24 protein-coding genes are annotated in these 25,998 nt (G+C 64.2%); 12 read left to right on the top strand and 12 right to left on the bottom strand.

Going from position 1 to position 25,998, the window contains the following annotated elements; genetic code table 11:
- The first annotated feature begins 74 nt into the window (after nt 1–74).
- From ACFSNN_RS07435 to ACFSNN_RS07425, 3 genes are read left to right on the top strand one after another with little or no spacing between them, the layout of a single operon-like run.
- Nucleotides 75–1,061, top strand: coding sequence for an ABC transporter permease (locus ACFSNN_RS07435; RefSeq protein WP_134459385.1), 987 nt, complete (start codon nt 75–77; stop codon nt 1,059–1,061).
- A gap of 19 nt (nt 1,062–1,080) precedes the next feature.
- Nucleotides 1,081–1,878, top strand: a complete 798-nt coding sequence (locus tag ACFSNN_RS07430; protein WP_134459387.1) for an ATP-binding cassette domain-containing protein — start codon at nt 1,081–1,083, stop codon at nt 1,876–1,878.
- A gap of 30 nt (nt 1,879–1,908) precedes the next feature.
- Nucleotides 1,909–3,135 (top strand): ROK family transcriptional regulator, encoded by a 1,227-nt coding sequence (locus ACFSNN_RS07425; protein ID WP_134459389.1) that lies wholly within the window; start codon nt 1,909–1,911, stop codon nt 3,133–3,135.
- Nucleotides 3,136–3,187: 52 nt separating this feature from the next.
- Here ACFSNN_RS07425 and ACFSNN_RS07420 read toward each other — a convergent pair whose 3' ends face one another.
- Both ACFSNN_RS07420 and ACFSNN_RS07415 read right to left on the bottom strand, forming a co-directional pair.
- Nucleotides 3,188–6,268, bottom strand: coding sequence for a transglycosylase domain-containing protein (locus ACFSNN_RS07420; protein WP_134459391.1), 3,081 nt, complete (start codon nt 6,266–6,268; stop codon nt 3,188–3,190).
- A 195-nt stretch (nt 6,269–6,463) separates the two neighbouring features.
- Nucleotides 6,464–7,447 carry a LysR family transcriptional regulator gene (locus ACFSNN_RS07415; RefSeq protein ID WP_134459393.1) on the bottom strand — a complete coding sequence of 328 codons (984 nt, stop codon included), beginning with the start codon at nt 7,445–7,447 and terminating at the stop codon, nt 6,464–6,466.
- 138 nt (nt 7,448–7,585) lie between these two features.
- On the opposite strand from ACFSNN_RS07415, the gene ACFSNN_RS07410 reads away from it, so the two are divergent.
- The 5 genes from ACFSNN_RS07410 to ACFSNN_RS07390 all read left to right on the top strand — a co-directional run bounded on the left by ACFSNN_RS07410 (nt 7,586) and on the right by ACFSNN_RS07390 (nt 12,511).
- Nucleotides 7,586–8,518 carry a dihydrodipicolinate synthase family protein gene (locus ACFSNN_RS07410; protein ID WP_134465458.1) on the top strand — a complete coding sequence of 311 codons (933 nt, stop codon included), beginning with the start codon at nt 7,586–7,588 and terminating at the stop codon, nt 8,516–8,518.
- A 442-nt stretch (nt 8,519–8,960) separates the two neighbouring features.
- Nucleotides 8,961–9,530, top strand: coding sequence for an RNA polymerase sigma factor (locus ACFSNN_RS07405; protein WP_134459395.1), 570 nt, complete (start codon nt 8,961–8,963; stop codon nt 9,528–9,530).
- Complete coding sequence (locus ACFSNN_RS07400) at nt 9,530–10,312, top strand: anti-sigma factor (protein WP_134459397.1); 783 nt, start codon at nt 9,530–9,532, stop codon at nt 10,310–10,312. Before ACFSNN_RS07405 ends, ACFSNN_RS07400 begins: the two co-directional genes overlap by 1 nt.
- 128 nt (nt 10,313–10,440) lie before the next feature.
- Entirely contained in the window at nt 10,441–11,721 is a 1,281-nt protein-coding gene (locus ACFSNN_RS07395; RefSeq protein ID WP_134459399.1) for an NAD(P)/FAD-dependent oxidoreductase, read from the top strand.
- A gap of 94 nt (nt 11,722–11,815) precedes the next feature.
- On the top strand, nt 11,816–12,511 hold the full coding sequence (locus tag ACFSNN_RS07390; protein WP_012426458.1) for a TetR/AcrR family transcriptional regulator: 696 nt from the start codon (nt 11,816–11,818) through the stop codon (nt 12,509–12,511).
- 71 nt (nt 12,512–12,582) lie between these two features.
- Here the strand turns inward: ACFSNN_RS07390 and ACFSNN_RS07385 are convergent, their stop codons facing one another.
- Genes ACFSNN_RS07385 through aroQ form a run of 3 tightly spaced genes read right to left on the bottom strand, consistent with a single transcriptional unit; the run spans nt 12,583 to nt 15,348 of the window.
- On the bottom strand, nt 12,583–13,968 hold the full coding sequence (locus ACFSNN_RS07385; protein ID WP_134459401.1) for an MFS transporter: 1,386 nt from the start codon (nt 13,966–13,968) through the stop codon (nt 12,583–12,585).
- Between the two features lie 49 nt (nt 13,969–14,017).
- Nucleotides 14,018–14,896 (bottom strand): shikimate dehydrogenase, encoded by an 879-nt coding sequence (locus ACFSNN_RS07380; RefSeq protein WP_134459403.1) that lies wholly within the window; start codon nt 14,894–14,896, stop codon nt 14,018–14,020.
- A complete protein-coding gene (gene aroQ / locus ACFSNN_RS07375; protein ID WP_134459405.1) occupies nt 14,893–15,348 on the bottom strand; it encodes a type II 3-dehydroquinate dehydratase in 456 nt (151 codons plus the stop codon). The genes ACFSNN_RS07380 and aroQ overlap by 4 nt, the downstream gene beginning before the upstream one ends.
- A gap of 318 nt (nt 15,349–15,666) precedes the next feature.
- On the opposite strand from aroQ, the gene ACFSNN_RS07370 reads away from it, so the two are divergent.
- The 3 genes from ACFSNN_RS07370 to ACFSNN_RS07360 all read left to right on the top strand — a co-directional run bounded on the left by ACFSNN_RS07370 (nt 15,667) and on the right by ACFSNN_RS07360 (nt 18,590).
- The gene (locus tag ACFSNN_RS07370; protein WP_377747526.1) at nt 15,667–17,550 is read left to right on the top strand and encodes a bifunctional sugar phosphate isomerase/epimerase/4-hydroxyphenylpyruvate dioxygenase family protein; all 1,884 of its coding nucleotides are present in this window, start codon (nt 15,667–15,669) and stop codon (nt 17,548–17,550) included.
- A gap of 289 nt (nt 17,551–17,839) precedes the next feature.
- Nucleotides 17,840–18,172 (top strand): YdgH/BhsA/McbA family protein, encoded by a 333-nt coding sequence (locus ACFSNN_RS07365; RefSeq protein ID WP_134459407.1) that lies wholly within the window; start codon nt 17,840–17,842, stop codon nt 18,170–18,172.
- Nucleotides 18,173–18,329: 157 nt separating this feature from the next.
- Nucleotides 18,330–18,590 (top strand): hypothetical protein, encoded by a 261-nt coding sequence (locus ACFSNN_RS07360; RefSeq protein ID WP_106301051.1) that lies wholly within the window; start codon nt 18,330–18,332, stop codon nt 18,588–18,590.
- Nucleotides 18,591–18,711: 121 nt separating this feature from the next.
- On the opposite strand, the gene ACFSNN_RS07355 is transcribed toward ACFSNN_RS07360, so the two are convergent.
- From ACFSNN_RS07355 to ACFSNN_RS07330, 6 genes are all read right to left on the bottom strand, one after another.
- Nucleotides 18,712–19,041, bottom strand: a complete 330-nt coding sequence (locus tag ACFSNN_RS07355) for a hypothetical protein (protein WP_134459409.1) — start codon at nt 19,039–19,041, stop codon at nt 18,712–18,714.
- A gap of 10 nt (nt 19,042–19,051) precedes the next feature.
- Nucleotides 19,052–19,819: an AraC family transcriptional regulator gene (locus tag ACFSNN_RS07350; protein ID WP_134459411.1), complete on the bottom strand. Its 768-nt coding sequence runs from the start codon at nt 19,817–19,819 to the stop codon at nt 19,052–19,054.
- Nucleotides 19,820–20,110: 291 nt separating this feature from the next.
- Nucleotides 20,111–21,397 carry an FAD-dependent oxidoreductase gene (locus ACFSNN_RS07345; protein WP_244322870.1) on the bottom strand — a complete coding sequence of 429 codons (1,287 nt, stop codon included), beginning with the start codon at nt 21,395–21,397 and terminating at the stop codon, nt 20,111–20,113.
- A gap of 210 nt (nt 21,398–21,607) precedes the next feature.
- Complete coding sequence (locus tag ACFSNN_RS07340; RefSeq protein WP_134459415.1) at nt 21,608–21,886, bottom strand: (2Fe-2S)-binding protein; 279 nt, start codon at nt 21,884–21,886, stop codon at nt 21,608–21,610.
- Nucleotides 21,879–23,006, bottom strand: coding sequence for an NAD(P)/FAD-dependent oxidoreductase (locus tag ACFSNN_RS07335; protein WP_134465459.1), 1,128 nt, complete (start codon nt 23,004–23,006; stop codon nt 21,879–21,881). Before ACFSNN_RS07335 ends, ACFSNN_RS07340 begins: the two co-directional genes overlap by 8 nt.
- Complete coding sequence (locus ACFSNN_RS07330; RefSeq protein ID WP_134459417.1) at nt 23,003–23,959, bottom strand: 4-hydroxyproline epimerase; 957 nt, start codon at nt 23,957–23,959, stop codon at nt 23,003–23,005. Before ACFSNN_RS07330 ends, ACFSNN_RS07335 begins: the two co-directional genes overlap by 4 nt.
- Nucleotides 23,960–24,309: 350 nt before the next feature.
- Between ACFSNN_RS07330 and ACFSNN_RS07325 the strand changes: the two genes are divergently transcribed.
- Nucleotides 24,310–25,215: a dihydrodipicolinate synthase family protein gene (locus ACFSNN_RS07325; protein ID WP_134459419.1), complete on the top strand. Its 906-nt coding sequence runs from the start codon at nt 24,310–24,312 to the stop codon at nt 25,213–25,215.
- Between the two features lie 20 nt (nt 25,216–25,235).
- Here the strand turns inward: ACFSNN_RS07325 and ACFSNN_RS07320 are convergent, their stop codons facing one another.
- The gene (locus tag ACFSNN_RS07320; protein ID WP_134459421.1) at nt 25,236–25,976 is read right to left on the bottom strand and encodes a response regulator transcription factor; all 741 of its coding nucleotides are present in this window, start codon (nt 25,974–25,976) and stop codon (nt 25,236–25,238) included.
- Nucleotides 25,977–25,998 lie beyond the last annotated feature (22 nt).

Raw genomic sequence — 25,998 nt, 5'->3', positions numbered from 1 at the left:
GGCCCGATTCGCCGGGCCGCCATCGGATTTGCCGCGTGGCCGAGCGCCACGCTTCTGCATCGAGGTCATCCATCATGTCGACTCCTTCCGCGCCCGCCGGCCACTCACGCTCGTTTGCCGAGCGCATGCCATCGCTTGCCGAGGTCGGGCCACTCATCGCGCTGGTACTGGCTTGCGGCTTCTTCATTTCGCAGAGCAGCCGCTTCCTGTCGTTCCAGAACCTCTCGCTGATCCTGCAGCAAACCATGGTGGTCGCGGTCATCGCCATCGGCCAGACGCTGATCGTGCTGACCGGCGGCATCGACCTGTCGTGCGGCATGGTGATGGCGTTCGGCTCGATCATCATGACCAAATTCGCGGTCACGCTAGGTGTACCGCCGGTGCTCGCGATTCTCTGCGGGGTCGGCGCGAGTACGCTGTTCGGCGCGCTCAACGGTGTGCTGATCACGCGCATCAAATTGCCGGCCTTCATCGTTACGTTGGGTACGTTGAATATCGCGTTCGCGCTCACGCAGATCTATTCGAACGCCGAAAGCGTGTCGAACCTGCCGGACGCGATCATGTTCTTGGGCAACACCTTCAAACTCGGCCCCGCTGATGTCACGTACGGCACCGTGCTCACTTTGCTGATGTATCTGGCCACGTGGTTCGTATTGCGCGACACGGTGCCAGGCCGGCATCTGTACGCACTCGGCAACAACCCGGAGGCCGCGCGGTTGATGGGCCTGTCGTCGCAGAAAATATTGCTGACCGTGTATTCGCTGGCCGGCGCGATCTACGGCGTCGCTGCGCTGCTGTCCGTCTCGCGAACCGGCGTGGGCGATCCGCAGGCGGGGCAAACCGAGAATCTCGACAGCATTACCGCGGTCGTGCTCGGTGGCACGAGTCTGTTCGGCGGACGCGGCTCGATTTCCGGCACGCTGCTCGGCGCGTTGATCGTGGGCGTGTTTCGCAATGGTCTGACGTTGATCGGCGTCTCTTCGGTCTACCAGGTGTTGATCACCGGCATGCTGGTGATTCTCGCGGTGGCGGCGGACAAACTTTCCCATCGTCGCGGTTGAACAGTCAGAGGAATCCGTCATGTCTACCCCTACTTCCGCTTCTTCCGCGATGCCCGTTCTGCAGGCGCGCGGACTCATCAAACGCTACGGCAATGTGACCGCGCTCGACGGTTGTGATTTCGAAGTGATGCCCGGCGAGATCATGGCCGTGATCGGCGACAACGGCGCGGGAAAATCGTCGTTGATCAAGGCCCTTTCCGGCGCCACGGTGCCGGACGAAGGCGAGATTCTGCTCGACGGCAAAGCGGTCAAATTCCGCAGCCCGCTCGATGCCCGCGCGCAAGGCATCGAGACGGTGTACCAGGAACTCGCCGTGGCGCCCGCAATGAGCATCGCCGAAAACCTGTTCCTTGCGCGCGAACTGCTGAAACCCGGCTGGCGCGGCTCGATCTTCAAGATGATCGACAAGCGCCGCATGCTGGACGAAGCGACCGCGCATATGAAGGACTTGCAGATCGGCATACGCTCGATGCGCCAGGCCGTCGAAACACTGTCGGGCGGCCAGCGTCAGGGCGTGGCCGTGGCGCGCAGCGCGGCGTTCGCGCGGCACGTGGTGATTCTCGACGAGCCAACCGCCGCGCTCGGCGTGAAGGAAGGCAACATGGTGCTGGAACTGATCCGGCGCGTGCGCGACCGCGGCCTGCCGGTGATCCTCATCAGCCACAACATGCCGCACGTGTTCGAGATCGCGGACCGTATTCATATCCAGCGGCTCGGCCGGCGCGCGGCCCTCGTGAACCGGGCGGACATCCACATGTCGGAGGCGGTGGCAATCATGACCGGCGCAAAGGAAGCAGACGTCAAGGCGATTGCATGATGCGCGCATCCTGCTGAGCGGGCGCTCGCCATGGAAACCACCGGCACCCGCTCGCCCCTCAAACGCACGGTCGGCTCGAATCAGGTCGGCATGCGGCAGTTCAACGAGCGCATCGTGTTGCAGGCGATCCGCTTGCACGGGCCGCTGCCGAAAGCCGACGTGGGCCGCCTCACGCGTCTTTCGATGCAGACGGTGTCGATGATCGTCGAGCGTCTTATCGAGGACGGGCTGCTCGAAAAGCAGGCTCGCGTGCGCGGCAGGATCGGCCAGCCGTCGGTACCGATCGCGTTGCGCGCCCAAGGCGCGTACACCATCGGCATCAAGGTGGGACGCCGCAGTCTCGACGTGCTGGCGATGGATTTTGCCGGCCACGTAGTGCACCGCGATGTCTTCGACTACGCGTATCCCGATCCGCGCACGCTGTTTCCCGCGCTCGAAAATAAACTCGCGCGCGTGAATCAGACGCTCGGCGCGAAGGCCAGCCAGGTGGTCGGTGTGGGCGTCGCGGCGCCTTTATGGCTCGGCGGCTGGCGAGACTTTCTCGGCGCGCCGCCCGAGGCGCTGGAAGCATGGAACGAGATCGATCTGCGCTCGCGCATCGGCACCATGACGGGCTTGCCCGTCGAGTTCGCCAAAGACACCACGGCCGCCTGCGCCGCCGAACTCGTGATGGGCCAGGGGCGCGGCATCCACAATTTTCTGTATCTGTTCGTCGGCACGTTTATCGGCGGCGGGCTCGTGATCGACGGCCGTCTGCATGGCGGCCCGCACGACAACGCGGGCGCGGTCGGCTCGATTCCGCTGCGCGAAGGCGGCGCGCGCAAACCCGCGCGCCAGCTATTGCACGCGGCGTCGGGCTTCGTGCTCGAAAAGCTCTTGACCGATGCGGGCGCGCCGGCTGCGGCCGCCCACGATCATCGCGCGTTGTCGCCGGAACTGTGGCGGCACACCGAGCAATGGCTCGATAGCGCGTGCCCCGCGATCGCCACTGCGTTGACCAATGCAGCCGCCCTGCTCGATCTCGACGCGATCGTGATCGACGGCGAACTCGACCGGCAACTGCTGCGCGAAATCATTCGCCGCACCGAGCGCGTGCTCGATCGCTTCGAATGGGAAGGCATGGTGCGTCCGCAATTACTGGAAGGCGCGATCGGCGCCGATGCGCGTGCGATGGGCGGCGCGATTCTGCCGCTTTATGCGCATTTCGCGCCGGTGCATGAGTTGTTCCTGAAGCCGGCGGCGGAGACGGTTTATTGAGCGCTGCCGGTATGATGCATCTGCGTCGACACCGGCACGCTTCGCCCAACGCTCATTGCGCGGCGACCTTCGCAACCGAAGCCGTCTTCACAGGTGTCTCATTCAGCAACGGCTGCAACACCGGCGCCAAAGACTTCAGCAATTGCACCGACAACGCGCTCGTGAATTCGTAATGCGCGGCATACGGTTCATGCACCCACGCCGTCAACGTGCCGTAGAACCGGTCGCCCATCGCGAACACAAAGGTCGCACTGCGGTTCACCTTGCGCGACTCGATCAGCCGCGCGCCTTTGGCGAACACATTGAAGCGCTGATCGCCGGTACCGGTCTTGCCGTACACCTCGAGCGTCTGGCCATCGGGGAACGTCATGCCTTGCGCGAGACGCTTCGCCGTGCCGCCGGTCACGACATCGCGCAACAACACTTTCACCGTGCTTGCGATTTCCGGCGACAACTGCTGCTCGGGCGCCACCGCCGCACGCTTGAAATGCGTTTCGTACGGCGTGTCTTTTGCGAAGTCGAGTTGCGTGAGGCTTTCCGTCGGCACCTTGTTGCCGTTGTTGGCGATCACGCCGATCAGTTGCGCGAGCGCGGCCGGCCGGTCGCCCGACGCGCCGATTGCCGCGGCATACGAAGGCGTAAGCGTCGCGAACGGATAGCCGAGCGCCTGCCATGATTTGCCGATCGCATCGTAGGCGCGCAGTTCGACCATGCGTTTGATGCGGCGGTCTTGCGTCGCGTGATAGCGCGTCTTGAAGAGCCACGAATAAGTCGACAGACGCACGTCGCGGCTCGCGCTCTGGATCTGTTCTAGCGTGGCGTCGGGATGCTCGCGCAGATAGTTGAGCGTCCACAGTTCCAGCGGATGCACGCTCGAAATATAGCCGCGATCGTTCAGATTGAAGCGGTCGATCGCGTATTTAGCGTACAGGTTGGCCAGGTCTTCGTCGTCGAGCACGGAAGCGGCCGGCGTGTTTTTCAGCGCCGCGCGCATCTTGACGTTGAACCACGCATTCGACTCGTCCGGCGCAACGCTGCGCAACACCGTCGCCACCTTGGGCGGCGATTTGCGCACACCGAGCAGCAGCAGCGCCAAGGCCTGGTCGGGTGTCTTGCCGTGATACTTCGTGTAGAAACGGTTCATGTACACGCGGCTTTCCTGATCGGCGAAGCGCGTCAGATACATCTTGCGCATCTCAGGATCGCCCAGCCATTGCGCCGACGGCCCGGTGGTCTGCACCATTTCATAGTGGACGATGTCGCGCATCAGCCGCACGAACACCAGATTCACCGAATGCTGGAACGCGCGGTGCACGGTCAGGATGCGGCTGTTGTCGTCGGATTCGAAATTGTTGAAGGTCTGCGCGCCGCCACCCGTGTAGAACGTTTCACCGGGACTGGCCGAGTATTTGCGCTCCACGGCCGCGTCGAGCATGGCTTGCAGCGAACGGTCCGAGGTGTGCGCGAAATAATCGAGCGACCAGCGCGTGAGTTGATCGTTCGGATCGTACTTCACGGCTTTCAGTTCCGCTGTGCTCAGCGGTGCATAACGCTTGTGCAGGTCGGAGACAATCTGCAAATACGTCACCACGGTACGCAGTTTCGCCGTCGAACCAAGATTCAGACGCGCGCCGGAGTTGATGTCGAACGGTTGGTTGACGCTGTCGGTTTGCACCCGCACGAGGTTGGCGCCGTCGCGCCGCTCGAACAGCGTGAAGCTATACGCGATCCTCGAAGGATCGTCCGACGCGCGCAGCATTTCGAAGCCGACCAGACCCGCGGCTCTCGCCCCGTCGCGCGTGGCGGCAGCGGCGAGCCGGTCGCTCACGGCTTGCTGAACGGCGTTGTTGAGCGTGCCCTTCGCCTGCAGATCGAGGCGGTCGAGTTCGTAGAAGCTCGGAATGTTGAGCGCGGCCAGCAGATGCGAACGCATGGACGTCACCGCCTTGCGCGACACGAAGGAATCCGCGCTGGCGGTTTTGACGGGCGCCCGATGCAAATCGACCACCGCGGAGAGCGCCGCGTCGCGCAACGGAATCGACACGATGCCGCCGTTCGCCAGCAGCCGCAGATAACTGTCGGTCAGCCGTTCAAGTTCCTTGTAACCGTGATGCAGGAAATACGACGGCGCACGTTGCGCGATCATCAACGAAAGCACCTGCCGGAATGCGATGCCCTGCTCCGGCAGATTCTGTTCGGTCGACGGCGCGATCAGGATGCGGTTGACGTCGTTGAAATCGCGGCCATACCAGGCGGCGAGACCGTCGCCAATCCCGTTGATTTCGCCGATGCCCGGCTGCGCGGCCAGCGGCACCGAGTTGAGATAGTGGACCACGATCTGCCGGCGCGCCGGCATGGTTTGCGGCCCGTTCAGATAAGCGCGCACCGAAGCCGAGGCGATCTGCCGCAACTTCTCCGGCGGCGTCGCCGTGCGGCCGCCCGCCGAGTGGCGGAATTTTTCGATCTGCGTGGCGAGCGTGCTGCCGCCGGGCTGCGATTGATGGTGATTGAACACGCGCACGCCCTGATCGGCCAACGCGCGGCTAAAGCGCCCCCAATCGATGGCTGGATTGCGGTTCGGTTGATTCGGATCGAGCAGATAGCGGTCTTCGATAAACAGCAGCGAATTCACGACCAGCGGCGGAATCGCATCGAAGTCGTCGTACACGCGGCCGGGAAACTGCGCGGCGAAGAGCGGCGCGCCGGTGCCGTCGAAGAGTTGCAGGCCCGCACGATCTTTTTCTTCGTACGGCAGAAAGAGGCCGTTATCCGCCAGCGACAGCATCCGCTCGGAATCGCGCGCCTGGGTGGTGATTTCGAAGCCGCGTTGCAGCAGACGCTGCTGGATCGACGGCAGCAACGCGTAGCCCAGACGGCTGTCGTAAGGACCTTTGTCGGCTTCGGGAAAACGGATGGAATGACTGGGACCGTCGGCGACGGAGAAACCCACGTCGCGAGTCAATTCGGAGAGATAGTGCGCCTGCAATCGCGAGGTTTCGATCTCGTTCTGGCAAAAGCGTGCCGCCAATGCCAGCGCGAGCAAAAATGCCGCGACCAGCGCCCATTTGAACCATTTGCGCACAGACGCCACGCCTGTCGCGCGAAACGGTAACCGAACCAGCGGCCGATTCATGGTGCTCTCCCCGAGCGGACGCCGGTTTCTTCTGGCCCGGCGCACCTTCAAAGCAGTGTAGCGCGGAACGTGAACCTGCGATCCGTTCGGATTTACCCGAGAGTGTCGCGGCTACAACACCCGTTTGCGAAACATGGCGCGGCGTGAATCGCCATGCGATATTCAGCGTCTTTCCTGTGATGAAAAACCGCCGCTTCAGGCGGTTTTTTGCTTTCTCGTCGAGCGTTCCGGCAACCGCCCTTGCGCCGGTTCGATCGGCTGCGCGCACAGCAATTCGATGAACTGTTCCGCCGGCGGCGACAGCACACCGCCCTTGCGCGTCACGATGCCAAAAGTCTGCGAAGGCGACTTGAGCTTGACCGGCACGAGGCGCAGCATTTTTTGCCGGACGAATAAGGCGGCGATCGCCGTGGGCAGCAGCGAAACCAGATCGTGACTGCTTTGCAGGAGCGCCACCGTCACGAACGTCGAGGCCGTGGAAACCGGGTTATCCGGCATCTGCAGACCGGCCAGATCCATCTCACGTTCGAGCAGCGCGTGCAGCGGCATATGCGACGGATACATCACCCAGCGGTGGCCCGCCAGATCGCGCAGCTTCACCTCTTTCTTCGGCAAGGACGGATGGCCGTAGCCGACCACCACCGAGAGCGGTTCGTCACCGAGCGGACGATAGTGATATTTCGACGGATCGGCCGCCACCGCCGCGCGGCCGATCACCAGATCGAGCCGGCCGTCGTCGAGTTGCTGCAGCATGCGCGCGCTCGTGTCTTCCACTACTTCGACGGAAAGACCCGGTTGCGTGGCATGCAGTTGATTCAGCGCCGGCACGACGCACTCCGGAATCGCGCCCATGATCGCGCCGATCGCGAGCCGTCCGCCGCGCCCGGAACGTATTTCAGCGACGTCCTGGCAGAGAGCGGTGAGATCGGTCGTCATGAGGCGCGCGTAGCGGATCACGCAATGGCCGAGCTGGTTCGGGATCATGCCGCTTTTCGAGCGCTCGAAGAGCGGCGCCTCGAGCATCGACTCCAGTTCCTGCAAGGCCTTGCTGGCGGCCGACTGCGTCATGGACATCGCGCCGGCGGCTTTGTGCAGCGACTTCAGGTCGTCGAGGGCGATCAGCAATTGGAGTTGCTTCATGCGCAGCTTCGACAGCAGGACGTTGAGAGTGTCTTTCATGGCGGATCGAATTGCAGTGCAGGTGAGTCGCAAAAGCGATCACAGGATGGAAACAATTCAATATACCTGCCGTGTCCGGCGCCGTATAGTCGGCTGAGTTGCATGCCGACATCCAACGCCAACGAGACACCCACCACCATGACGCAGTCATCTCATCCCGCAGCAATGCGCGGCGTGTTCCCCGTCGCGCCGACCATCTTCGACGACGCCGGCCGGCTCGACCTCGAAGGCCAGAAACGCTGCATCGACTTCATGATCGACGCGGGCTCGAACGGGCTGTGCATTCTGGCGAACTTCTCCGAGCAGTTCGCGCTCTCCGACGGCGAGCGCAACACGCTCATGCACGCCGTTCTCGAACACGTCGCGGGCCGCGTGCCGGTGATCGTCACGACCACGCATTTCAGCTCGTACCAGTGTGCCGAGCGCAGCCGCAGCGCGCAGGCTGCGGGCGCCGCCATGGTGATGGTCATGCCGCCGTATCACGGCGCGACCATCCGCATCGGCGAACGTGGCATCTACGAGTTTTACCGCACGGTGTCCGACGCGATCGGCATCCCGATCATGATCCAGGACGCGCCGGTCAGCGGCACGCCGTTGTCCGCGCCGTTTCTCGCCCGCATGGCGCGCGAGATCGACAACGTGTCGTACTTCAAGATCGAAGTGCCGCAAGCGGCGAACAAGCTGCGCGAGCTCATCGAACTGGGCGGCGACGCAATCGTGGGTCCGTGGGACGGCGAAGAGGCGATCACGCTGATGGCCGATCTGGATGCGGGCGCAACCGGTTCGATGACAGGCGGCGGCTACGCCGACGGCATCCGTCTGATCGTCGACGCCTATGCGGCCGGCGACACCGAGGCGGCCGCCGCGCACTATCAACAGTGGCTGCCGCTGATCAATTACGAAAATCGCCAGGGCGGCCTCGCTTCGTGCAAGGCGCTGATGAAGGAAGGCGGCGTGATCCGCTCGGACGCGGTGCGCCATCCGTTGCCGCAAATGCATCCGGCCACGCGCGAAGGATTGTTGAAGGTCGCGCGGCGGCTCGATCCGCTGGTGCTGCGCTGGGGTCGTTAAGGCGCACCTCGAAACAACCAGGCGCAAATTGAGGCGGCAAATACCGCACGAACACATTAGCCCATTCCGGTCCGGATAGTCGCCGACAAATCGTCAACCGCCCGGACCTGGTCTCGGGAATGAGCCGCGCACCCCGTACTTCGTCATACCGCCCGCGACGCCTCATTTCCTGCGGCATCGTCTGGCTCCGTTGTCGGCCTCTGGTTTTCGTCAGGCTAGCGCAACGGCCCTGCTCCCACTCACACGCACCCCGTGTCCGGACTGCCCTGCAAGCGCCACGTAGCGCGCCCTATCGTCATGGCGCGAGCACACGCAACGCCGGGCTCTGCAGCCACATACGCAAACCGCTTCCTTATGGATGCAGGCCCACGAAAAAAAACCCCATACAAGCTGGCGGAGAAGTTGAGTAACATAGGCGCGCAAGCTCACCCTAACTCCCTCCATGACCGCCAATCCTCGAGAACTGACGCCGGAAACGCTCGCCGAACTGCTCGAACGTGTCGCCAAACAAGACGGCGCGGCGTTGCGCGAGCTTTATGATCTCGCCGCCCCGAAACTGTTCGGTCTCGCGCTCCGTATATTGAGCAGGCACGAGTGGGCCGAAGAAGTTTTGCAGGACAGCTTCGTCAATATTTGGCGCTTTGCCGGCGACTATCGCCGCGCCTTGTCCGCGCCGATGACGTGGATGTCGGCGATCGTCCGCAACCGTGCTCTCGATCACCTGCGGCGAGTCAACACGCAGGAAACGGAATGGAGCGATGCGTTGGACGATCTCGTGGCGACCGGCGACCCGGATCCCGAAGCGCTGAGCGCGGTCAGCCTGCAGGCGCGTTTGCTGGCCGGCTGCATGCAGCAGCTCGAACCCGCGCAACGCCAGGCGGTTGCCCTCGCGTATCTGCGCGATCAAAGCCATAGCGAGATCGCCGAAATGCTGAGCGTGCCGCTCGGCACTATCAAGTCGTGGATCCGGCGCGGCCTCGCCAAGCTGAAGACCTGCCTGGGAGGCGAGTGATGAATCTGCATCGCCATCCTCAGCTCGTCGATCTGCTGGCCGCCGAATATGTGCTCGGCACATTGCGCGGCGGTGCGCGGCGCCGCTTCGAACGCCACGCGGACCACGACGCGACGATCCGCAAAGCCGTCGACGAATGGCAGCGGCGCATCTCGCCGATGGCCGAACTCGCCGAGCCGCGCATGCCGCCGGCCGCCGTCTGGGACGCCATCGAACGGCGACTCGGCCTCACGGCCACGCGCGAGGCGGAGCGTCCTCGCACCGCGGTGGAAACGCCCGCGCGGCCATCGCGCAGCCTCTTTGAAAACCTGGCGTTCTGGCGCGGCTGGGCGCTCGGCGTCACGGGTCTCGCAGCGGTTGCCGTGGTGGTCGCCGTGCGCTCGCTGTTGCCGTCCGCCACGCCGCCTGTCACGGCGCCCACCGTTGCTCAGCAACCCGAAACCGCCGTGTCGCATGTCGCCGTGCTGAACAACAAGGACGCGCATCCGGTCATGCTGGTCGCGTGGGACGAGGCGCATTCGACCATGTCGGTGCAGCCGCTCGGCAAGGTCGAGTTGCCCGCCGGCCGGGCGATGGAACTGTGGGGCATTCCGGCGAGCGGCCATCCGGTCTCGCTCGGCATGCTGCCGGACAGCGCGAACGGCAAGGTCACGGCCGGCCAGCAGAAGCCGGAGAATTACGCGGCGCTGGCCGTGTCGATCGAAGCGCCGGGCGGCTCGCCCGATCACAACGCGCCGAGCGGTCCGGTGGTGTTCACCGGCAAGCTGTTGCCGGTGTCCTAGGCGTTTCATGATTAGCCGGAGAAGGCCGGCATTCGCTCGACGCGAATGCCGGCTTTTTTATACGCGCTTCGACACCGCGATCATGCGACGGCTGGACGCGAGCGCGCGATTGCCGCTACCCTAGCCGTATGCAAAGCTTTTACGAAGCCACTGTCACCCGTTCTTCCGCCTATGCGCCGCTAGCTGGCCGGCGTGCCGCCAATGTGTGCGTCATTGGCGGCGGCCTGGCGGGATTGTCCACCGCGTTGGGACTCGCCGAACGAGGCGTCGCGGACGTCACTGTGCTCGAAGCCCGGCAAGTGGGCTTCGGCGCGTCCGGCCGCAACGGCGGGTTCGTGTTTGGCGGCTATAGCCTCGATTGCGCCGATCTGCTCAAAACTCTCGGCGCCGTGCGCGCCCGCGAACTCTATACGCTGACCACCGACGCAGTCGATCTGATGCGCAAACGCATCGCGCGCTATCACATCGACTGCGACGCGACCGACGCCGGCGTGATCCTCGCCAACTGGTTCGACGAACCGGCTCGACTGGAATCGCAGCGGCGCCTGATGCGCGATTCGTTCGGCGTCGAGTGGGAACCGGTTGCGGCGCAGCAGCTTGCTTCGCAGCTGAAAACGCGCCGTTATCACGGCGGGCTGTTCGAGCGCAATGCGTTTCACTTTCATCCGTTGAAGTACGTGCTCGGCGTGGCTAACGCGGCGGCGCATGCCGGCGTGCAGATCCACGAGGATTCGCCGGTCGTGCGTCTCGAGCGTGACGGCACCGGCTTCGTGGTGCACACGCAGCACGGTGCGCTCGACGCGCAACACGTCGTGATGGCGGGCGGCGGTTATGCGCGCCGCGTCTATTCGCGGGTCGAACGCGCGGTGCTGCCGATCGCCACCTACGTAATGGCGACCGAACCGCTTGGCGCCCGTCTGCAAGATGCGATCGACACGCGCGCCGCCGTCTACGACACTCGCTTCGCCTTCGACTACTATCGCCCGCTGCCCGACACGCGCATTCTGTGGGGCGGCCGCATCTCGGTACGCGACCGCGAACCCGAGGTGATCGCGCGACTGTTGCGGCGCGATCTGCTGAAGGTCTATCCGCAGTTGCACGACGTACGGATCGACTATGCGTGGGGCGGCCTGATGAGCTACGCGCGGCACAAGATGCCGCAGATCGGCCGCAGTGCGGATGGTGTCTGGTACGCGGTCGGCTTCGGCGGACACGGCATGGCGCCGACTACCGTATCCGGCGAACTGCTGGCCGCGGCGATTGCCGGTGAGCGTCCGGTGCCCGAGGCGTTTGCGTCGTTCGGCCTGACACCCGCTTACGGCGCGCTCGGCCTCGCCGCCGCGCAACTGACCTACACCGCCATGCAGACACGCGACGCGCTCGCCGCGCGTCGCCGGCCTGCCGTTTGACCTCGGCCGACACGTCGTCGCACATGCCCGCGCGCCGGTTAAAAGGCCAATTTCGCCATGCTAGAATGCGCCGTCACTGCCGCTCGAATACACAATGAAAAAGGGAAGCAAGGCCGCCGAGCCTGATACCAACGGCATCCCGTCCGACAGTCCGCGTACCGACGCCCGGCGCAAGTACGATCCCGAACAGACGAAGCGCAACATCCTCGACGTCGCGACCCAGGAGTTCTCCGCGATGGGACTGACGGGCGCGCGCGTCGACGCGATCGCGGAGCGCACGAACACCACCAAGCGCATGCTGTACTACTACTTCGGCAGCAAGGAAGGGTTGTACCAGGCGGTGCTGGAAAAGGTGTATGGAGACATTCGCGCACTCGAACAGGATCTGCACGTCAGCGAACTCGATCCGATCGAGGGCATGCGTGCGCTCGTCGAGTTTACGTTCGACTATCACGACCGTCAGCGCGATTTCGTGCGGCTCGTCACCATCGAAAATATTCACGGCGCCAAGTACGTCGAGCAGGTCAAGACGTTCAAAGGCCGCAACGTCACCGTGATTCATACGATCGAAGATCTGCTCTCGCGCGGCATCGCGGCTGGACAGTTCCGCAGCGATATCGATCCGATCGATCTGCACTTGCTGATCAGTTCGCTGTGCTTTCATCGCGTGGGTAATCGCCATACGTTCGGCACGGCGTTCGGCCGCGATCCGTCGCATCCGCGTTTGCGCGCGCGGCATCGCGCGATGATCGTCGATGCCGTGCTGCGGTTCGTGCGCAAGGACGATTGAGGGAAGCGGGCCTCAAGTAAAAACGGGACGCGCCGCGTCCCGTTTTTTTTCGTCTAGCCTCAGGCAGCCGTTTAATCCACCAGCACGATCCGCTTGATATCGCCGACGATGAAGATGTACGACAGCGCCCCGATTAGCGCGATCGCGCCGATGAACACCAGCGCGCCGACGAACGAGCCGGTTGCCGCGACGATGAAACCCACCACCAGCGGCGTCACGATGCCGGCCAGATTCGCCGCGAAGTTGAAGATGCCGCCGGTCACGCCGAGCAGGCCGTCCGGCGCGATGTCGGACACCAGCGTCCAGCCCAGCGCGGCCATGCCTTGCGCGAAAAACGCCACCGACAGGATCGCGATCACCGCCACGTTGCTGTCCACATAGTTGGCGAGAATGATGGTCGACGCGAGCAGCAGGCCGGCGATGATCGGCAGCTTGCGCGCCACGTTCGGCGACTTGCCGCGGCGCAGCAGCCAGTCGGAAAAGAAGCCGCCGAACATCACGCCGATCGACGCGGCGATGAACGGCATGATCGCGAAGAAGCCGATCTTCAGCCAGGCCATATGGCGTTCGGTGGCGAGATACGTCGGGAACCAGGTGAGGAAGAACACCAGCGTCGAGTTGCCGGCGAACTGGCCGAGGCAAATGCCCGTCAGTTGACGATGCTTGAGCAGGCGTCCGATGGTGCGCCATTCGAAGCCGCCGCTTTTTGCCGATGCCGCCGCTGCCGCATCTGTGCCGACCGCCGCATCGGCATCCTTCTTCCGATGCGTGAGACCGCCGCCGGCTTCGATATAGTCGAGCTCCGCCTGATTCGCCGACGGATGGTCGCGCGGCTCGCGATAGAACATCCACCAGATCCCGCCGAACACGATGCCTACGCCGCCCACCACGTAAAACAGCGAGCGCCAGCCGAACGCGCCCATCAGCATGAACAGGAACGGGCTGAAAAAAGCGAGGCCGATGTATTCGCCGACGGTGTACGTGCCGGTCGCCATCGCGCGTTCGCTCTGCGGGAACCACGTGGCAACCACACGGCTATTGGTCGGAAAGCACGGCGCTTCCGAGACGCCGAGGCCGAGGCGGAACGCGAACAGCGCGCCTATGCCATGCACCAGCCCTTGCGCCAGCGTGCACAGCGACCAGAAGGTCATCGACAGGAAATACGTGAGCTTGCTGCCGAAGCGGTCGAGAAACAGACCGCCCGGAATTTGCGAGGCCACATAGCTCCACGAAAACACGGAGAACAGCAGCCCCATCAACGCGGCGTTGATGCCGAGTTCCTTGGTCAACTGCGGCGCCGCGATGCCGAGCACCGTGCGGTCCAGGTAATTGATCATCGTCCCGACCGCGAGCAGGGCCAGAATCTGATAACGCGCTTTGGAGCGGCGCGCGGTGCTCGCCGTCACACCTTGCGGCGTGGCGGCATCGGCGGGACTGGATTGAATCGGTTGCTGCATGGGTTTCTTGTCTCCTCGATCTTCTCGTTACCGGTCGGCACGCTGCCGGTTAGCGTTGCAACAACGACTGAAAGTGGGTGTAGACCCGCTCGGCGTCCGGTTCGAGACCGGTGAAAATGCGCATGGCGTCGACCGCCTGATACACCGCCATGCCGCCACCGCTCAGCGTGCGGCAGCCGAGCGCTTCGGCCGCCTGCAACAGCGCGGTGCGGATCGGGAAATAGACGATGTCCGCGACCCACAGATCGCGGTGCAGCAATTCGACCGGCAACGGCAAGCCGGGCAATTTCGCCATACCGGTGGGCGTAGCGTGAATCAGGCCATTGGCGGCCGCGAGCGATTCGGCGAGCGAACTGCCGGCGCTGACGGTGGCGGCCGGGAAACGCTTCTGCAATTCGTCGGCGAGCGAGGCGGCGCGCGTGGCGTCCACGTCGAAAAGCGTGAGCGATTTCGCGCCCATGTTCAGTGCGGCGTGCGCGACTGCCGCGCCGGCGCCGCCGGCGCCGAGTTGCACGACACGTTCCAGCGACACGTCCGGCAAGCCGCGCTGGAACGCGCGCGCGAAACCGGACCAGTCGGTGTTGTGGCCGACGCGTTTGCCGTCCTTGAACAGCACCGTGTTGACCGCGCCGAGTGCGCGCGCGTCGTCGGAAAGCTCGTCGAGCAGCGGAATCACGGCCTGCTTGCACGGGTACGTGATGTTCAGACCGTTGAAGCCCATGCGTTCGGCGGCCATCAAAAGATCGGGCAGCGCGGCGACGTCGAGTTTCAGCGGTTCCAGGTCGATGCGGCGGTACACATAGTGCAAACCGAGCTTGCTGCCCTCTTCCTCGTGCATGGCGGGCGTCAGCGATCCGCCGATACCCGCGCCGATCAGGCCGACCAGATAGGAATGAGGTGTTGCCTGTGAGTTCGCTTGTACGTTCATTTCGCCGTCCTATTCTTAAGAATGGTCGCCATCCGCTCCAAAGCCAGTACATAGCCCTGCGTGCCGCAACCGATGATGACCGCCTCCGCCACCGCCGACACGTACGAGTGATGACGGAACGCCTCGCGGCGATGCACGTTTGAAATATGCACCTCGATGACCGGCTTTTCGATCGCGGTGAGTGCATCGGCGATGGCCACAGACGTATGCGTATAAGCCGCCGGATTGATCACGATGCCGTCGACCTTGGTGCGCGCCGCGTGCAGCCAGTCGATCAGTTGATGCTCGGCGTTCGACTGACAGAAGTCGATCGACAGATTCAGGCGCTCTGCCGCATCGCGGCAAAGCTTCGCGACGTCGTCGAGCGTTTCCGAGCCGTAGATGGCCGGCTCGCGCGTGCCGAGCAGATTGAGATTCGGTCCGTTGAGGACCAGTACTGACGCATAACTCATGACAACCACTCCCGCTAGATAAGGCAACAAGCCAGCCACGGCAATCGCCGTGGTTTTGCAATGTGAGCGAAGTGTGCGCGCATTGGACGTCGCCGTCATTCGGGGTTTCTACGAATTTGTACCATCTAGTTAGTTTGTATAGACTGTCGAGAATTTCGGTTAGTGTGGGCGATTGTGGCTTGCGTCTTGATGACGCGTGTAACGAACTGGTCCATTTTCCGCACTGCAGCATGTCCGTCGCCGGACCTGCGAGCGTCGCGCGCCGGCCGTTGCGCGCCTTATTCAACAGCCGTTTGAGTGTTTTTGCAGGAGCCGTTCATGCAACGTTCGATTGCCACCGTGTCGATCAGCGGAACCCTCGTCGAGAAGCTGACCGCGATCCAGGCGGCGGGCTTCGAAGGCGTCGAGATTTTCGAAAACGATTTGCTGTATTTCGACGGCTCGCCCGCCGACGTGCGGCGCATCGCCGAGGATCTCGGGCTGAAAATCATGCTGTTTCAGCCGTTTCGCGATTTCGACGGTGTCAGCGCGGAGCGTCTCGAGCGCAATCTCGACCGCGCGAAGCGCAAGTTCGACGTCATGCATGAACTGGGCACGGACCGCATTCTGGTGTGCAGCAACGTTTCGCCCGACACCATCGGCGACGACGCCCTGATGACCGACCAGCTCGGCGCGCTGGCCCGCGCGGCGGAGGCGGCCGGCGTGATCGCGGGCTATGAAGCGCTCGCATGGGGCAAGCACGTCAAAACCTACCGGCACGCGTGGAAGCTCGTGAATGCGGTGAATCATCCGAATCTCGGGCTCGTGCTCGACAGCTTCCACACGCTGTCGCTGAACGACACGCCGGACGCGATCGCCGATATTCCCGGCGACCGCATCGCTTTCGTGCAGATCGCCGACGCGCCGAAGCTCGCCATGGACGTGCTCGAATGGAGCCGCCATTACCGCTGCTTCCCCGGCCAAGGCGATTTCGATCTGGCCAATTTCACGGCGCAGGTCGTGAAAACCGGCTACAGCGGGCCGCTTTCGCTTGAGATTTTCAACGACGGCTTTCGCGCCGCGCCGACCACCATCACGGCCGCCGATGGTCACCGCTCGCTCCTGTTTCTCGAGGAACAGACCCGCGCGCTGCTCGAAAGCACGCAGCAGCCGGTCGGCGACCTGTATCGCTCGCCTGCGGCGCCCGCGCACGTCGGCTACCAGTTTCTGGAGTTCGCGGTCGACCACAGCACGCGAGCACAACTCGTCGACTGGCTCGGCAAACTGCGCTTTCGCGAGGCGGGCCGGCATCGCTCGAAGGAAGTCACGCTGTATCAGCACGGCGCGGCCTCGATCGTGCTGAACGCCGAGCCGGATTCGTTCGCTAACGCGTTCTTCCAACAGCACGGCTTGTCGCTGTGCGCGTCGGCGTTTCGCGTGGACGATGCCAATCAGGCGTTCGAGCGCGCCGCCGGCTTCGGCTACGCGCCGTTTTCCGGGCAGATCGGCCCGAACGAGCGCGTGCTGCCCGCCGTGCAGGCGCCGGACAGCAGCCTGAACTATTTCGTCGACGAAACGCCGGATCAGCCCACCTTGTTCGAGGCCGATTTCGTCCTCACCGACATCAACGGCCCCAGCGAAGTGGGGCCGCTCAGCCGCATCGACCATGTGTGCCTGTCGGTGCCGGCGAATTCGCTGGATACGTGGGTGCTGTTTCTGCGCACTGCTTTGGGCTTCCAGGCCGAGCCCGGCGTGCTGGTGCCCGATCCGTACGGCCTCGTGCGCAGCCGCGCGCTGCGCAGCCACGACGGTTCGGTGCGGATCGTGCTGAATGCCTCCGTGGACCATCACACGGCCGTGGCCGAGGCGTTGCACACCTATCACGGTTCCGGCTTGAACCACGTCGCTTTCAGCACCAGCGACATCTTTAGCGCGATTCCCGAGTTCGTCGCCAATGGCTTGCCGGTGCTGCGCATTCCGCGCAATTACTACGAGGATCTGGCCGCCCGCTACGCGTTGCCGGACGAGACGCTCGAGGCGCTACGCGCCAATAACATCCTGTATGACCGCGACGAGCGCGGCGGCGAGTTTTTCCATGCTTACACGGAGCAGCTCGACCAGCGCTTTTTTATGGAGATCGTCGAGCGGCGCGGCGGTTACGACGGCTACGGCGCGGCGAATGCCGCCGTGCGGCTCGCCGCGCAGGCGCAGCGGCGCAAGTAGGGCTTTGGCGGTTTGGCGGTTTGGCGGTTTGGCGGTTTGGCGGTTTGGCGGTTTGGCGGTTTGGCGGTTTGGCGGTTTGGCGGTTTGGCGGTTTGGCGGTTTGGCGGTTTGGCGGGCAAAATTTTTAGTCGGCGACTCCGGCCAGGCGGGCACGGCGTGTGCGGCATCGGCAGGGATAGCCGCGCCACACCGATATAATGGCGCCTGATTTCACGACCGATGCCGCGCGGTTGCGTCAGAAGCGGCGCCGCATGTGCCTTTGTCGGCCGAACGTAACGTCAGGAGAGATATGAAGAAGTTTGCCGCAGTCCTGTCAATTCCCCTGCTCCTCAGCGCTTGCGCGTACTTCCAGAAGAATCCGGACGCCGGCGAGCCCGTTACGGACACCACCACGCAACGCTCCGTCAACGACGTGGTCTCATGCCTCACGCAACTGGCCACCAGCCACGACGCTGCGTTCAAATCCACGGCGATCCCACAAGGCCAGATGCTCGACTTCGGCGATTCGAATATCGTCAAAGTGCGCAGCGATAACGGCGCGACGACTTACCGTTTCTATGCGGGCAAGCGCCACGTGAGCAATCTGTGGATCGAGTCCGCGGGCAAAACCTGCGCCCCGTAAGGGTTGGCGGGAGGGAAAGAAAACGTAAGTGTGACAATCGGTAACATGGTTCGATGCAATCTTCATGTCATGGTGTTACAGGACAATGGGTCTTAAGAATCGTTTAAGACTTCGTCCGCATCATCCATCCGACACGAAACCGCACAAGGTGCGAACCATGAACCAGCCCGATCACAACACGAACGACACCCCGGCGCCGGCCAAGCGACCTACCATTTTGCGCCGCCTGCTGAGCCACCACGAACTGGCGACGCTGCTGCTGTTGCTGCACGCGCCGATCGACGCATTTGCCAAACCCGAGATTCCGCAGCTTCACGAAGCTGGGTTGATTGAAACGGTGTCCAGCGACGCAGGCGGTTCGCGTATCCGTCTGACGCCCGAGGGCAACGCCGTACTTCGCGGCCTCGGCATAAAGTAACGCACGCCTTGATTCGCGCTAGAAGGCGAGTGAAGCGCGCGCGCATGGGTCTCAGGCCGCTTAACCTGGCAGAGCACCGACCAGACTCACGCTGACAAGCGCCGCGACCGGCTCACGAGCATCACGCCTGCCACACGCCGTACCCCAATTCACGCAGTCCAATCGCCAATTCCACTTCCATGTCCTGTGCGCCGCGGTAAGGCATGGGATTGAACACCTCGTACAGTTCGGGCACAAGGCGCAAGCCGTAATCGCGCACATACCGATTGGCCTGAATGCCGGCCTTATGCCGGTCGAAGCGCAGATCCGGGTCCAGCCCCGTCATTCCCACGTACACGCAAGGCTTGTCGAACCGGTAGTCCGGATTCGCGCGGCGAAAACGCGCCTCGTTCCAGACCTTGTCGTCCAGCGCGACGACGTAGACGTAGTAATGGTGCTTGCGACGAGCCATGTGCTGCGGTTCAACTCCGCGAAGTGCCGTGCAGCAGCATGCGGTATTCGGTCGGCGTGATGCCGACGGTCGCCTTGAACTGGCGCGTGAACGCGCTGTGGTCGGTGTAGCCGCACAGCGCTGCGACGTCGGTGACCTTGTCGTGCGACACCAGCAGCGCCGTGGCGGCGTCCAGGCGGGTTTTCAGCAACACCTGGCGCGGCGTAAGATGAAACACTTTGTGAAAGTAGCGCTCCAGTTGCGCGACCGACATATTCGCCATGGCCGCGAGCTGCTTCAGATTCAAAGGCTGAACGTAATTTTCCTGGATGGACTGCACGACCGCGGCGAGGCGGCTGTAGGCGGGATGGCTGCTTTCGTCCGCTTTCAGATCGCGGGAAATACCGGCCAGGCCCACCACTTTGCCGGCAGGATCGCGCAGCGGCTGTTTGCAGGTCAGACACCAGCCCGGCTGGCGGCCGGGATACAGATGCAGTTCCAACTGGTCGATCATCTGGTTGCCGACGTTGATGATCGCCTTGTCCTGCGCCGTGTAGATACGCCCGAAGCGGCGCGGGAACACGTCCTCGGCCGTGCGGCCGAGCAGCGCGGACTTTTCCTTGAAGCCGCAGCGCGACGCGAGCGTGCGGTTGACAAGCGCGTAGCGCGCCTCGGCGTCCTTGACGAAGAACACGACGTCCGGCATCGCGTCGAAGACAGGCTCGAGGAGCCTGAAGTGCGACAGCATGCCGGAAAGCGTTGCGTCGTCCGGTTCGAGCGGATGAGCCACCGTGTTCATCGTGCGGGTTCCGTTGGTCGGGGGCGTTAGTGGGAGCGGTTGGGGGAGTGTTTGGTTTTGTGGTCTAGGAATTCGGGTTGCGGGTTGCGGGTTGCGGGTTGCGGGTTGCGGGTTGCGGGTTGCGGGTTGCGGGTTGCGGGTTGCGGGTTGCGGGTTGCTCGGTTGCGGACCGACGCTCGGTGCGAAGAGCTCGGCGCTCGGCCCATGCGCCCGACACGTGCGGTCGATTATAGGGCCGCGCCGCCACCGACAATATCCGCTGGACGCGTGGACGCGTGAACGTCCCGCAACTCATTCAACGGGCGGCGCCTCCACAACCAACCCCATCAACGTACCGATTTGGGCCGGACTGAAGGGCGGACACGGCGCGCCGGCCTGCCATCCAAAATACACGCTAGCCGCCGTGCCGCAGATTCTTCCCTGGCAGGCGCCCATGCCGCAACGCGTATGCAGCTTGGCCTCGCGCCAGTTGGCGAGGGCGCGCACCTCGCCGATGCTCACGTCCTCGCAGCGGCACAGCAGCGTGCTATCCGCCGGCGGCGTGCGCGCCAGGTCCCGCAATGCGAACGCCGTATCGACGCGGCGCCCGAACCGGCGCCAGCGTGCACGTTGCGCGTCGAGCGCGGCATGGTCCGCGCCGGCGCCGCTTGCCGCGAGACCCGCGATCTCGCCTTCCACAGCGGCCAGCTCCGCGCCGCCGACACCGGTGCATTCGCCCGCCGCGAACACGCTTTCGACCGACGTACGCTGCGCGCCGTCGACAATGATCTCGCCCGCTTCGCCGATCGCGCAGCCGAGCGCCTGGGCCAGCGTGATGTTCGGCACGAGTCCATAGCCGCAAGCGACGCGATCGCAATCCAACGTCACTCGCCTGCCGTCGCGGCCACGCCTGACGGTAACGCGCTCGACGCGGCCCTCGCCCTGCACCTCTTCGACGATGCTACCGGTCCAGTAGTGCAAGCCCGCGAAACCACGCGTCATGCCGACGGCTTGCCGCAACTTTGCAGGCGCCGCCAGCAGGGAAACGCCGAAGCGCGCGACGTCGAACGCCGAAGCCTGCTCCACCACCGCCACCACCCGTGCTCCGGCCGCGCGCGCCGTAGCGAGCGCGGCAATCAACAAAGGACCGCTGCCGGCAATCACGATCCGCTCGCCACGCACCGGCATGCCGCCCTTGATGAGCGCCTGCAACCCGCCCGCGCCGGTCACGCCGGGCAAGGTCCAGCCGGCGAACGGCAGGAGCCGTTCACGTGCGCCGGTCGCGAGAATCAGGTGCTCGTAGGAGACGCACGCGCCGCCGAATTCCGTCGATTCGAGCAGCAGGCCGCGAGAACTCAACGGCGCAACGACGCGTGTCGACGGCCAGTGTGTGATGGCGCTTTGCCCGCCGATCGCTGTGAGGAGGTTCTGCAGTTGCGCCTGCGGCGCGTGGCCCGGACCTTGACGCCAGATCTGGCCGCCCGCGCGCGGATTGTCGTCGACGAGCGCAACCTTAGCGCCCGCGCGCGCGGCAGCGGAGGCGGCGTTCAAACCAGCGGGACCAGCGCCGACGATGACGATGTCGAAGTGCTGTTTCATCGGATGCCCGCTCATTGGTTCGACTTGGCCAGGCCGGCGCCCGTGGCGACGATATCCAGGTGTCGTTTCATCGGGTGAGCGTCCGTTGGTCCCAAGTTGGCCGAGCCAGCGCCGAAGGCGACATTATCTGAGCGCACTTTCATCGAGGGTCCACCGCTTCGTTCGACTCGTCCAGACAAGCCTCCACGACCACAATATCCAAGTGCAACCTCATTGCGCACCCGCCGTGTCCTGAGTACGAACCACCTGCCCTTCCCGACACAAAGTCTGGCACGCCAACGCATGCGCCCGGGCGTCGATCGTCACGCGGCATTCCTGACACACACCCATGCCGCATAGCGCGGCGCGAGGTTGGCCGCCCACCGACGTCCGCGTGCTGCGAACGCCCGCTAACACGAGCGCCGCGGCCACGGTCGTGCCGGCATCGACATCGATACGGTGGCCGTTGATCGTCACGCTCACGCGCGTCGCTGCACCCGCGCTATTCATGAATCACCTTTTGGGCAAAACGAACCGGCAAATAAGGATCGAGAGGAATCGCCGTGCCAATCTCCACGATTTGCGCTGCAAGCAGCTTCGCAGTCGCAAGCGAGGTCGTCACGCCCAGCCCCTCGTGTCCAGCGGCGAGCCACACACCTGGCGCAAAATCGCCGGCTGGACCGATCAGCGGCAGGCCGTCCGGCGATGCCGCGCGAAACCCGGTCCACGCGCGAATGCCATGAAGAGTCGGCAGCACCGGCAAATAACATGCAGCGCGCTGCAGCATCTGCGCGAGCACGGGCAGGTCGACGGCGGGATCGGTGGTGTCGAACTGGCGCGATGAGCCGATTAACAATTGTCCCGTCGGTCGCGGCTGCGCATTGAATGCCACCGAGGTACCGGCCGCATGATGCGCGCTCTTGATGTAGCCGAGTTCGAGCAGTTGATGCCGGATCAGGCCGGGATAGCGGTCCGTGATCAGCAGATGGCCTTTCTTCGGCTGCAACGGCAGCGACGCCACCAATTGCTGCGCACCCAGACCATTCGCCACGATCACGTGCGCCGCGCCGATGTGTTCGCCGCTCGTCAGCGTGACGCCGCTCGCGCTGACCGACGCCACCGCGGCCCCCAAACGTAGATGGATTTTTGCCGCGCCCGGCGATCGCGTCAGCAGCCACTCGGCGACGGTCGGCGCGTACACGATGCTGTCGTGCTCGATCCGCAAACCGCCTGCCATCGATGCCGCCAGCGCCGGCTCGCAAGCCCGCAGCGCGGGCGCGTCGAGCAATTGCGCGGCGATTCCCTGAGCCTCGAACGCGGCATGCATCGCGCGCGCGGCCTGCCACTCTTCTTCGTCGGCGGCGACCCAGAGCGTGCCGCAGCGCGCGAACGCGTCGCGCGGCCGAAGTTGCCGCGCGAGCTCCAGCCACAAGTCTCGTGAATAGCGGCTCAGCGCGAATTCCGCCGGCGAGTCGTTCATCACGACGATGTGGCCCATGCCCGCCGCCGTCGCGCCGCCGCCGATGCCCTGCGCGTCGAGCACCTCGACCCGCATGCCGAGCGCGGCCAGTTCCGCCGCGCATGCCGCGCCGACAATGCCTGCCCCGACGATCAGCGCGTCCGCCGTCATGCCGCGGGGATGCCCCACGCGAACGGATCGCGCTCGTCGAAGCAAAGGCGCGCTTCTGCCGTGATGTACGCGTGACCGGTGATGGTGGGAATCACGTGGACGCCGTCGCCGGCGTGGCGATAGCTCGCCTCGAACACGCTGCCGATAATGCTTTCCTGCCGCCAGACCGCGCCTTCGGCCAGCTTGCCGTCGGCAGCAAGGCACGCCACTTTGGCGCTCGTGCCGGTGCCGCAAGGCGAGCGGTCGTACGCACTGCCGGGACAGAGTACGAAGCTGCGGCTGTCGAGGCCATCGCGCGAACCCGGTCCGAACAGTTCGATATGGTCGATCAACGCGCCGTCCGCGCCGGTGATGCGCTGTGCGATCAGCGCATCGCGAATCGCGCCGCTGAACGTGGTCAGTTCGCCGATCCGCGACGCTTCCAATGCGCGCCCGTGGTCCGCGACGAGAAAGAACCAGTTGCCGCCCCAACCGATGTCGCCGGTCAGCATGCCGCAACCCGGCACTTCCACTTGCACCGACTGGCGATACCGGTATGCGGGCACGTTGCGCACGGCAACGCTGCCGTCGTCGTTGAGCGTCGCTTCGACAATGCCAACCGGCGTCTCGATCCGATGCCGTCCCGGCCCGATCCGTCCCAAGTGCGCCAGCGAGACGACGAGTCCGATCGTGCCGTGCCCGCACATGCCGAGATAGCCGACATTGTTGAAAAAGATCACGCCGGCCGCGCACGTCGGGTCGTCCGGCTCGCAGAGCAGCGCGCCCACCACCACGTCCGAGCCGCGCGGTTCGGTGACGATGCCCGCGCGCCAGTCGTCGAACTGCGTGCGCAACACGTCGAGCCGTTGCGCCAGCGTGCCGCCGCCGAGATCCGGGCCGCCCGACACCACGAGGCGGGTCGGTTCACCGCCGGTGTGCGAGTCGATGATATCCAAGGTTTTCATGATGCCCATGTTAGAAACGGCGGGCGGGCGAGTCTTGGTGTGCTTACGCGCGGATTGTGACGATTTCGGCATAGCCATGCGATGACGCCATGGCCTTTCACGCTCCTGTTGACACCACTCGGGACAGGCGTGCACCAGGCACCGTTTGCGTAACCCGCAGCGCATGCCGTCATGCTGCTCACGCGCACTTAGCGCCACCTCGCCCTTCATCCTAAAATAGGCGGCCCACCCTGATTCGATGACTCGACGGGCAAATCCGCTATGCCGAAATCGTCATCTGCCACGCGCGATTCACGCAAGACGGCAGGATTTTCCCTGCTTACACTGCGCTGAACACATCAACACTCAGGAGAGCAGTCGTGGCGCATATCTGGGAAGGCGTATTGCCCGCAGTCACCACCAAATTCAACGCAGATTTCAGCATAGACCGCGCGTGGACCGGCAAGAATATCGAGGCGCAGATCGACGCTGGTGTGGACGGCATCATCGTGTGCGGATCGCTGGGCGAAGCGTCGACGCTCTCGCTCGATGAAAAGCTGCAAGTGCTCGACATCGCCGTCGAGGCTTCGCGCGGCCGCGTGCCGGTCCTGCTGACGATCGCCGAAAACAGCACGCTCGACGCCTGCCGCCAGGCCGAGGCCGGCAGCCGTCATGGCGCGGCCGGTTACATGGTGCTGCCGGGTCTGCGTTACCTGTCGGACCGCCGCGAGACGCTGCATCATTTCCGCAGCGTCGCCGACGCGAGCACGCTGCCGCTCATGATCTACAACAATCCGCTCGCCTACGGCGTCGACATGACGCCCGACATGTTCGCGGAGATCGCCGACGAGAAGAAGATCGTCGCGATCAAGGAATCATGCGGCGACGTGCGGCGCGTGACCGACCTGATCAACGCGGTCGGCGACCGTTTCGCGATTCTCTGCGGCGTCGACAATCTCGCGATGGAGGCGATCCTGATGGGCGCGCATGGCTGGGTGGCCGGTCTCGTATGCGCGTTTCCGCGTGAGACGGTGGTGATCTACAAGTTGCTGAAAGCGGGACGCCTCGAGGAGGCGCGGGCGATCTACCGCTGGTTCGCGCCGCTGCTCGCGCTCGACGTGTCGGCGAAGCTGGTACAGAACATCAAGCTTGCCGAAGCGATTGTCGGACTCGGCACGGAGCCGGTTCGGCCGCCGCGTCTGCCGCTGGCCGGCGACGAACGCAAGGCCGTTGAAGCATTGATTCGCAAGTCGCTCGAAACGCGGCCCGCGCTGCCGCAGATTTGATCCGACGCGACTGGTTGGCGTCAGGCCGCCTGCTTTTCGACGTCGATCTGCGCATTGATAACCGCGGCTTCAGCCTGACGCAGATGCAGCAGCCGGTAGCCGCTTTTGTAAACCGGTTGCAGCCGGAATTCGTTTTGCGGCTCGATCTCGAGCAGGAGGCGCAGCCGCGAAACGTGGCTGTCGATGGTGCGGGTGAATTCGCGGAACTCGCGACCCCATACCATCGCGAAGATGTGGTCGCGCGACAGCACGCGGCCGATGTTGGAGAAGAACAGCGACGCCAGCCGGTACTGCGTGCCGGACAGCTGAACCGGCTGGCCGCGCAGCATGACGAGCTGACGGTGCGTGTCGAAATGGTAGGGGCCGACATCGAAACTGGCGGAGCTGAACCGGTCCGGATACGCCCGCCGCAGCAGTGCCGCGACCCGCTCGCGAAACTCGGCGGCGCGCAGCGGCAACGCGGCATAGTCGTCCGCGCCGGCGACGAACGCCCGCACGATGTTTTCCTCGGCCGTGTCCGCCGACGCGAACATGACCGGCAGACGGTCGCCGCCCACCGCGCGCGCCGCGCGCAATACCTCGGCGCCCGAGAGGCGCAGGCCCTGCCAGTCGAGCACGAGCAGATCGACCGTGGAACGCGCGAGCGCTCTCGACATGCTCAGGCCGTCGTCATAGGTCGAGCAGGAATGGCCGGCGCTCGTCAGGACCTTTTCGATCGACTGACGCATGACCAGGTCACGCTGAAGAATCGCAATACGCATGGGATGACTCGTAAGATAGCTC

It is taken from the genome of Paraburkholderia dipogonis (assembly GCF_042680985.1).
GTDB lineage: Bacteria > Pseudomonadota > Gammaproteobacteria > Burkholderiales > Burkholderiaceae > Paraburkholderia > Paraburkholderia phytofirmans.
The sequence above is the reverse complement of the archived record's forward strand: the minus strand, read 5'-3'. Positions and strand labels throughout refer to the sequence as shown.

Excerpts from the sequence above, each read along its gene's own strand:
- ACFSNN_RS07415 (WP_134459393.1), bottom strand. The coding sequence starts at position 7,447 with ATGAAAGACACTCTCAACGTCCTGCTGTCGAAGCTGCGCATGAAGCAA.
- aroQ (WP_134459405.1), bottom strand. The coding sequence starts at position 15,348 with ATGAGTTATGCGTCAGTACTGGTCCTCAACGGACCGAATCTCAATCTG.
- ACFSNN_RS07360 (WP_106301051.1), top strand. The coding sequence starts at position 18,330 with ATGAACCAGCCCGATCACAACACGAACGACACCCCGGCGCCGGCCAAG.
- ACFSNN_RS07385 (WP_134459401.1), bottom strand. The coding sequence starts at position 13,968 with ATGCAGCAACCGATTCAATCCAGTCCCGCCGATGCCGCCACGCCGCAA.
- ACFSNN_RS07340 (WP_134459415.1), bottom strand. The coding sequence starts at position 21,886 with ATGAATAGCGCGGGTGCAGCGACGCGCGTGAGCGTGACGATCAACGGC.
- ACFSNN_RS07395 (WP_134459399.1), top strand. The coding sequence starts at position 10,441 with ATGCAAAGCTTTTACGAAGCCACTGTCACCCGTTCTTCCGCCTATGCG.
- ACFSNN_RS07345 (WP_244322870.1), bottom strand. The coding sequence starts at position 21,397 with ATGAAACAGCACTTCGACATCGTCATCGTCGGCGCTGGTCCCGCTGGT.
- ACFSNN_RS07365 (WP_134459407.1), top strand. The coding sequence starts at position 17,840 with ATGAAGAAGTTTGCCGCAGTCCTGTCAATTCCCCTGCTCCTCAGCGCT.
- ACFSNN_RS07355 (WP_134459409.1), bottom strand. The coding sequence starts at position 19,041 with ATGGCTCGTCGCAAGCACCATTACTACGTCTACGTCGTCGCGCTGGAC.
- ACFSNN_RS07435 (WP_134459385.1), top strand. The coding sequence starts at position 75 with ATGTCGACTCCTTCCGCGCCCGCCGGCCACTCACGCTCGTTTGCCGAG.
- ACFSNN_RS07330 (WP_134459417.1), bottom strand. The coding sequence starts at position 23,959 with ATGGGCATCATGAAAACCTTGGATATCATCGACTCGCACACCGGCGGT.
- ACFSNN_RS07400 (WP_134459397.1), top strand. The coding sequence starts at position 9,530 with ATGAATCTGCATCGCCATCCTCAGCTCGTCGATCTGCTGGCCGCCGAA.
- ACFSNN_RS07390 (WP_012426458.1), top strand. The coding sequence starts at position 11,816 with ATGAAAAAGGGAAGCAAGGCCGCCGAGCCTGATACCAACGGCATCCCG.
- ACFSNN_RS07370 (WP_377747526.1), top strand. The coding sequence starts at position 15,667 with ATGCAACGTTCGATTGCCACCGTGTCGATCAGCGGAACCCTCGTCGAG.
- ACFSNN_RS07420 (WP_134459391.1), bottom strand. The coding sequence starts at position 6,268 with ATGAATCGGCCGCTGGTTCGGTTACCGTTTCGCGCGACAGGCGTGGCG.
- ACFSNN_RS07405 (WP_134459395.1), top strand. The coding sequence starts at position 8,961 with ATGACCGCCAATCCTCGAGAACTGACGCCGGAAACGCTCGCCGAACTG.
- ACFSNN_RS07320 (WP_134459421.1), bottom strand. The coding sequence starts at position 25,976 with ATGCGTATTGCGATTCTTCAGCGTGACCTGGTCATGCGTCAGTCGATC.
- ACFSNN_RS07380 (WP_134459403.1), bottom strand. The coding sequence starts at position 14,896 with ATGAACGTACAAGCGAACTCACAGGCAACACCTCATTCCTATCTGGTC.
- ACFSNN_RS07350 (WP_134459411.1), bottom strand. The coding sequence starts at position 19,819 with ATGAACACGGTGGCTCATCCGCTCGAACCGGACGACGCAACGCTTTCC.
- ACFSNN_RS07335 (WP_134465459.1), bottom strand. The coding sequence starts at position 23,006 with ATGACGGCGGACGCGCTGATCGTCGGGGCAGGCATTGTCGGCGCGGCA.
- ACFSNN_RS07430 (WP_134459387.1), top strand. The coding sequence starts at position 1,081 with ATGTCTACCCCTACTTCCGCTTCTTCCGCGATGCCCGTTCTGCAGGCG.
- ACFSNN_RS07425 (WP_134459389.1), top strand. The coding sequence starts at position 1,909 with ATGGAAACCACCGGCACCCGCTCGCCCCTCAAACGCACGGTCGGCTCG.
- ACFSNN_RS07410 (WP_134465458.1), top strand. The coding sequence starts at position 7,586 with ATGACGCAGTCATCTCATCCCGCAGCAATGCGCGGCGTGTTCCCCGTC.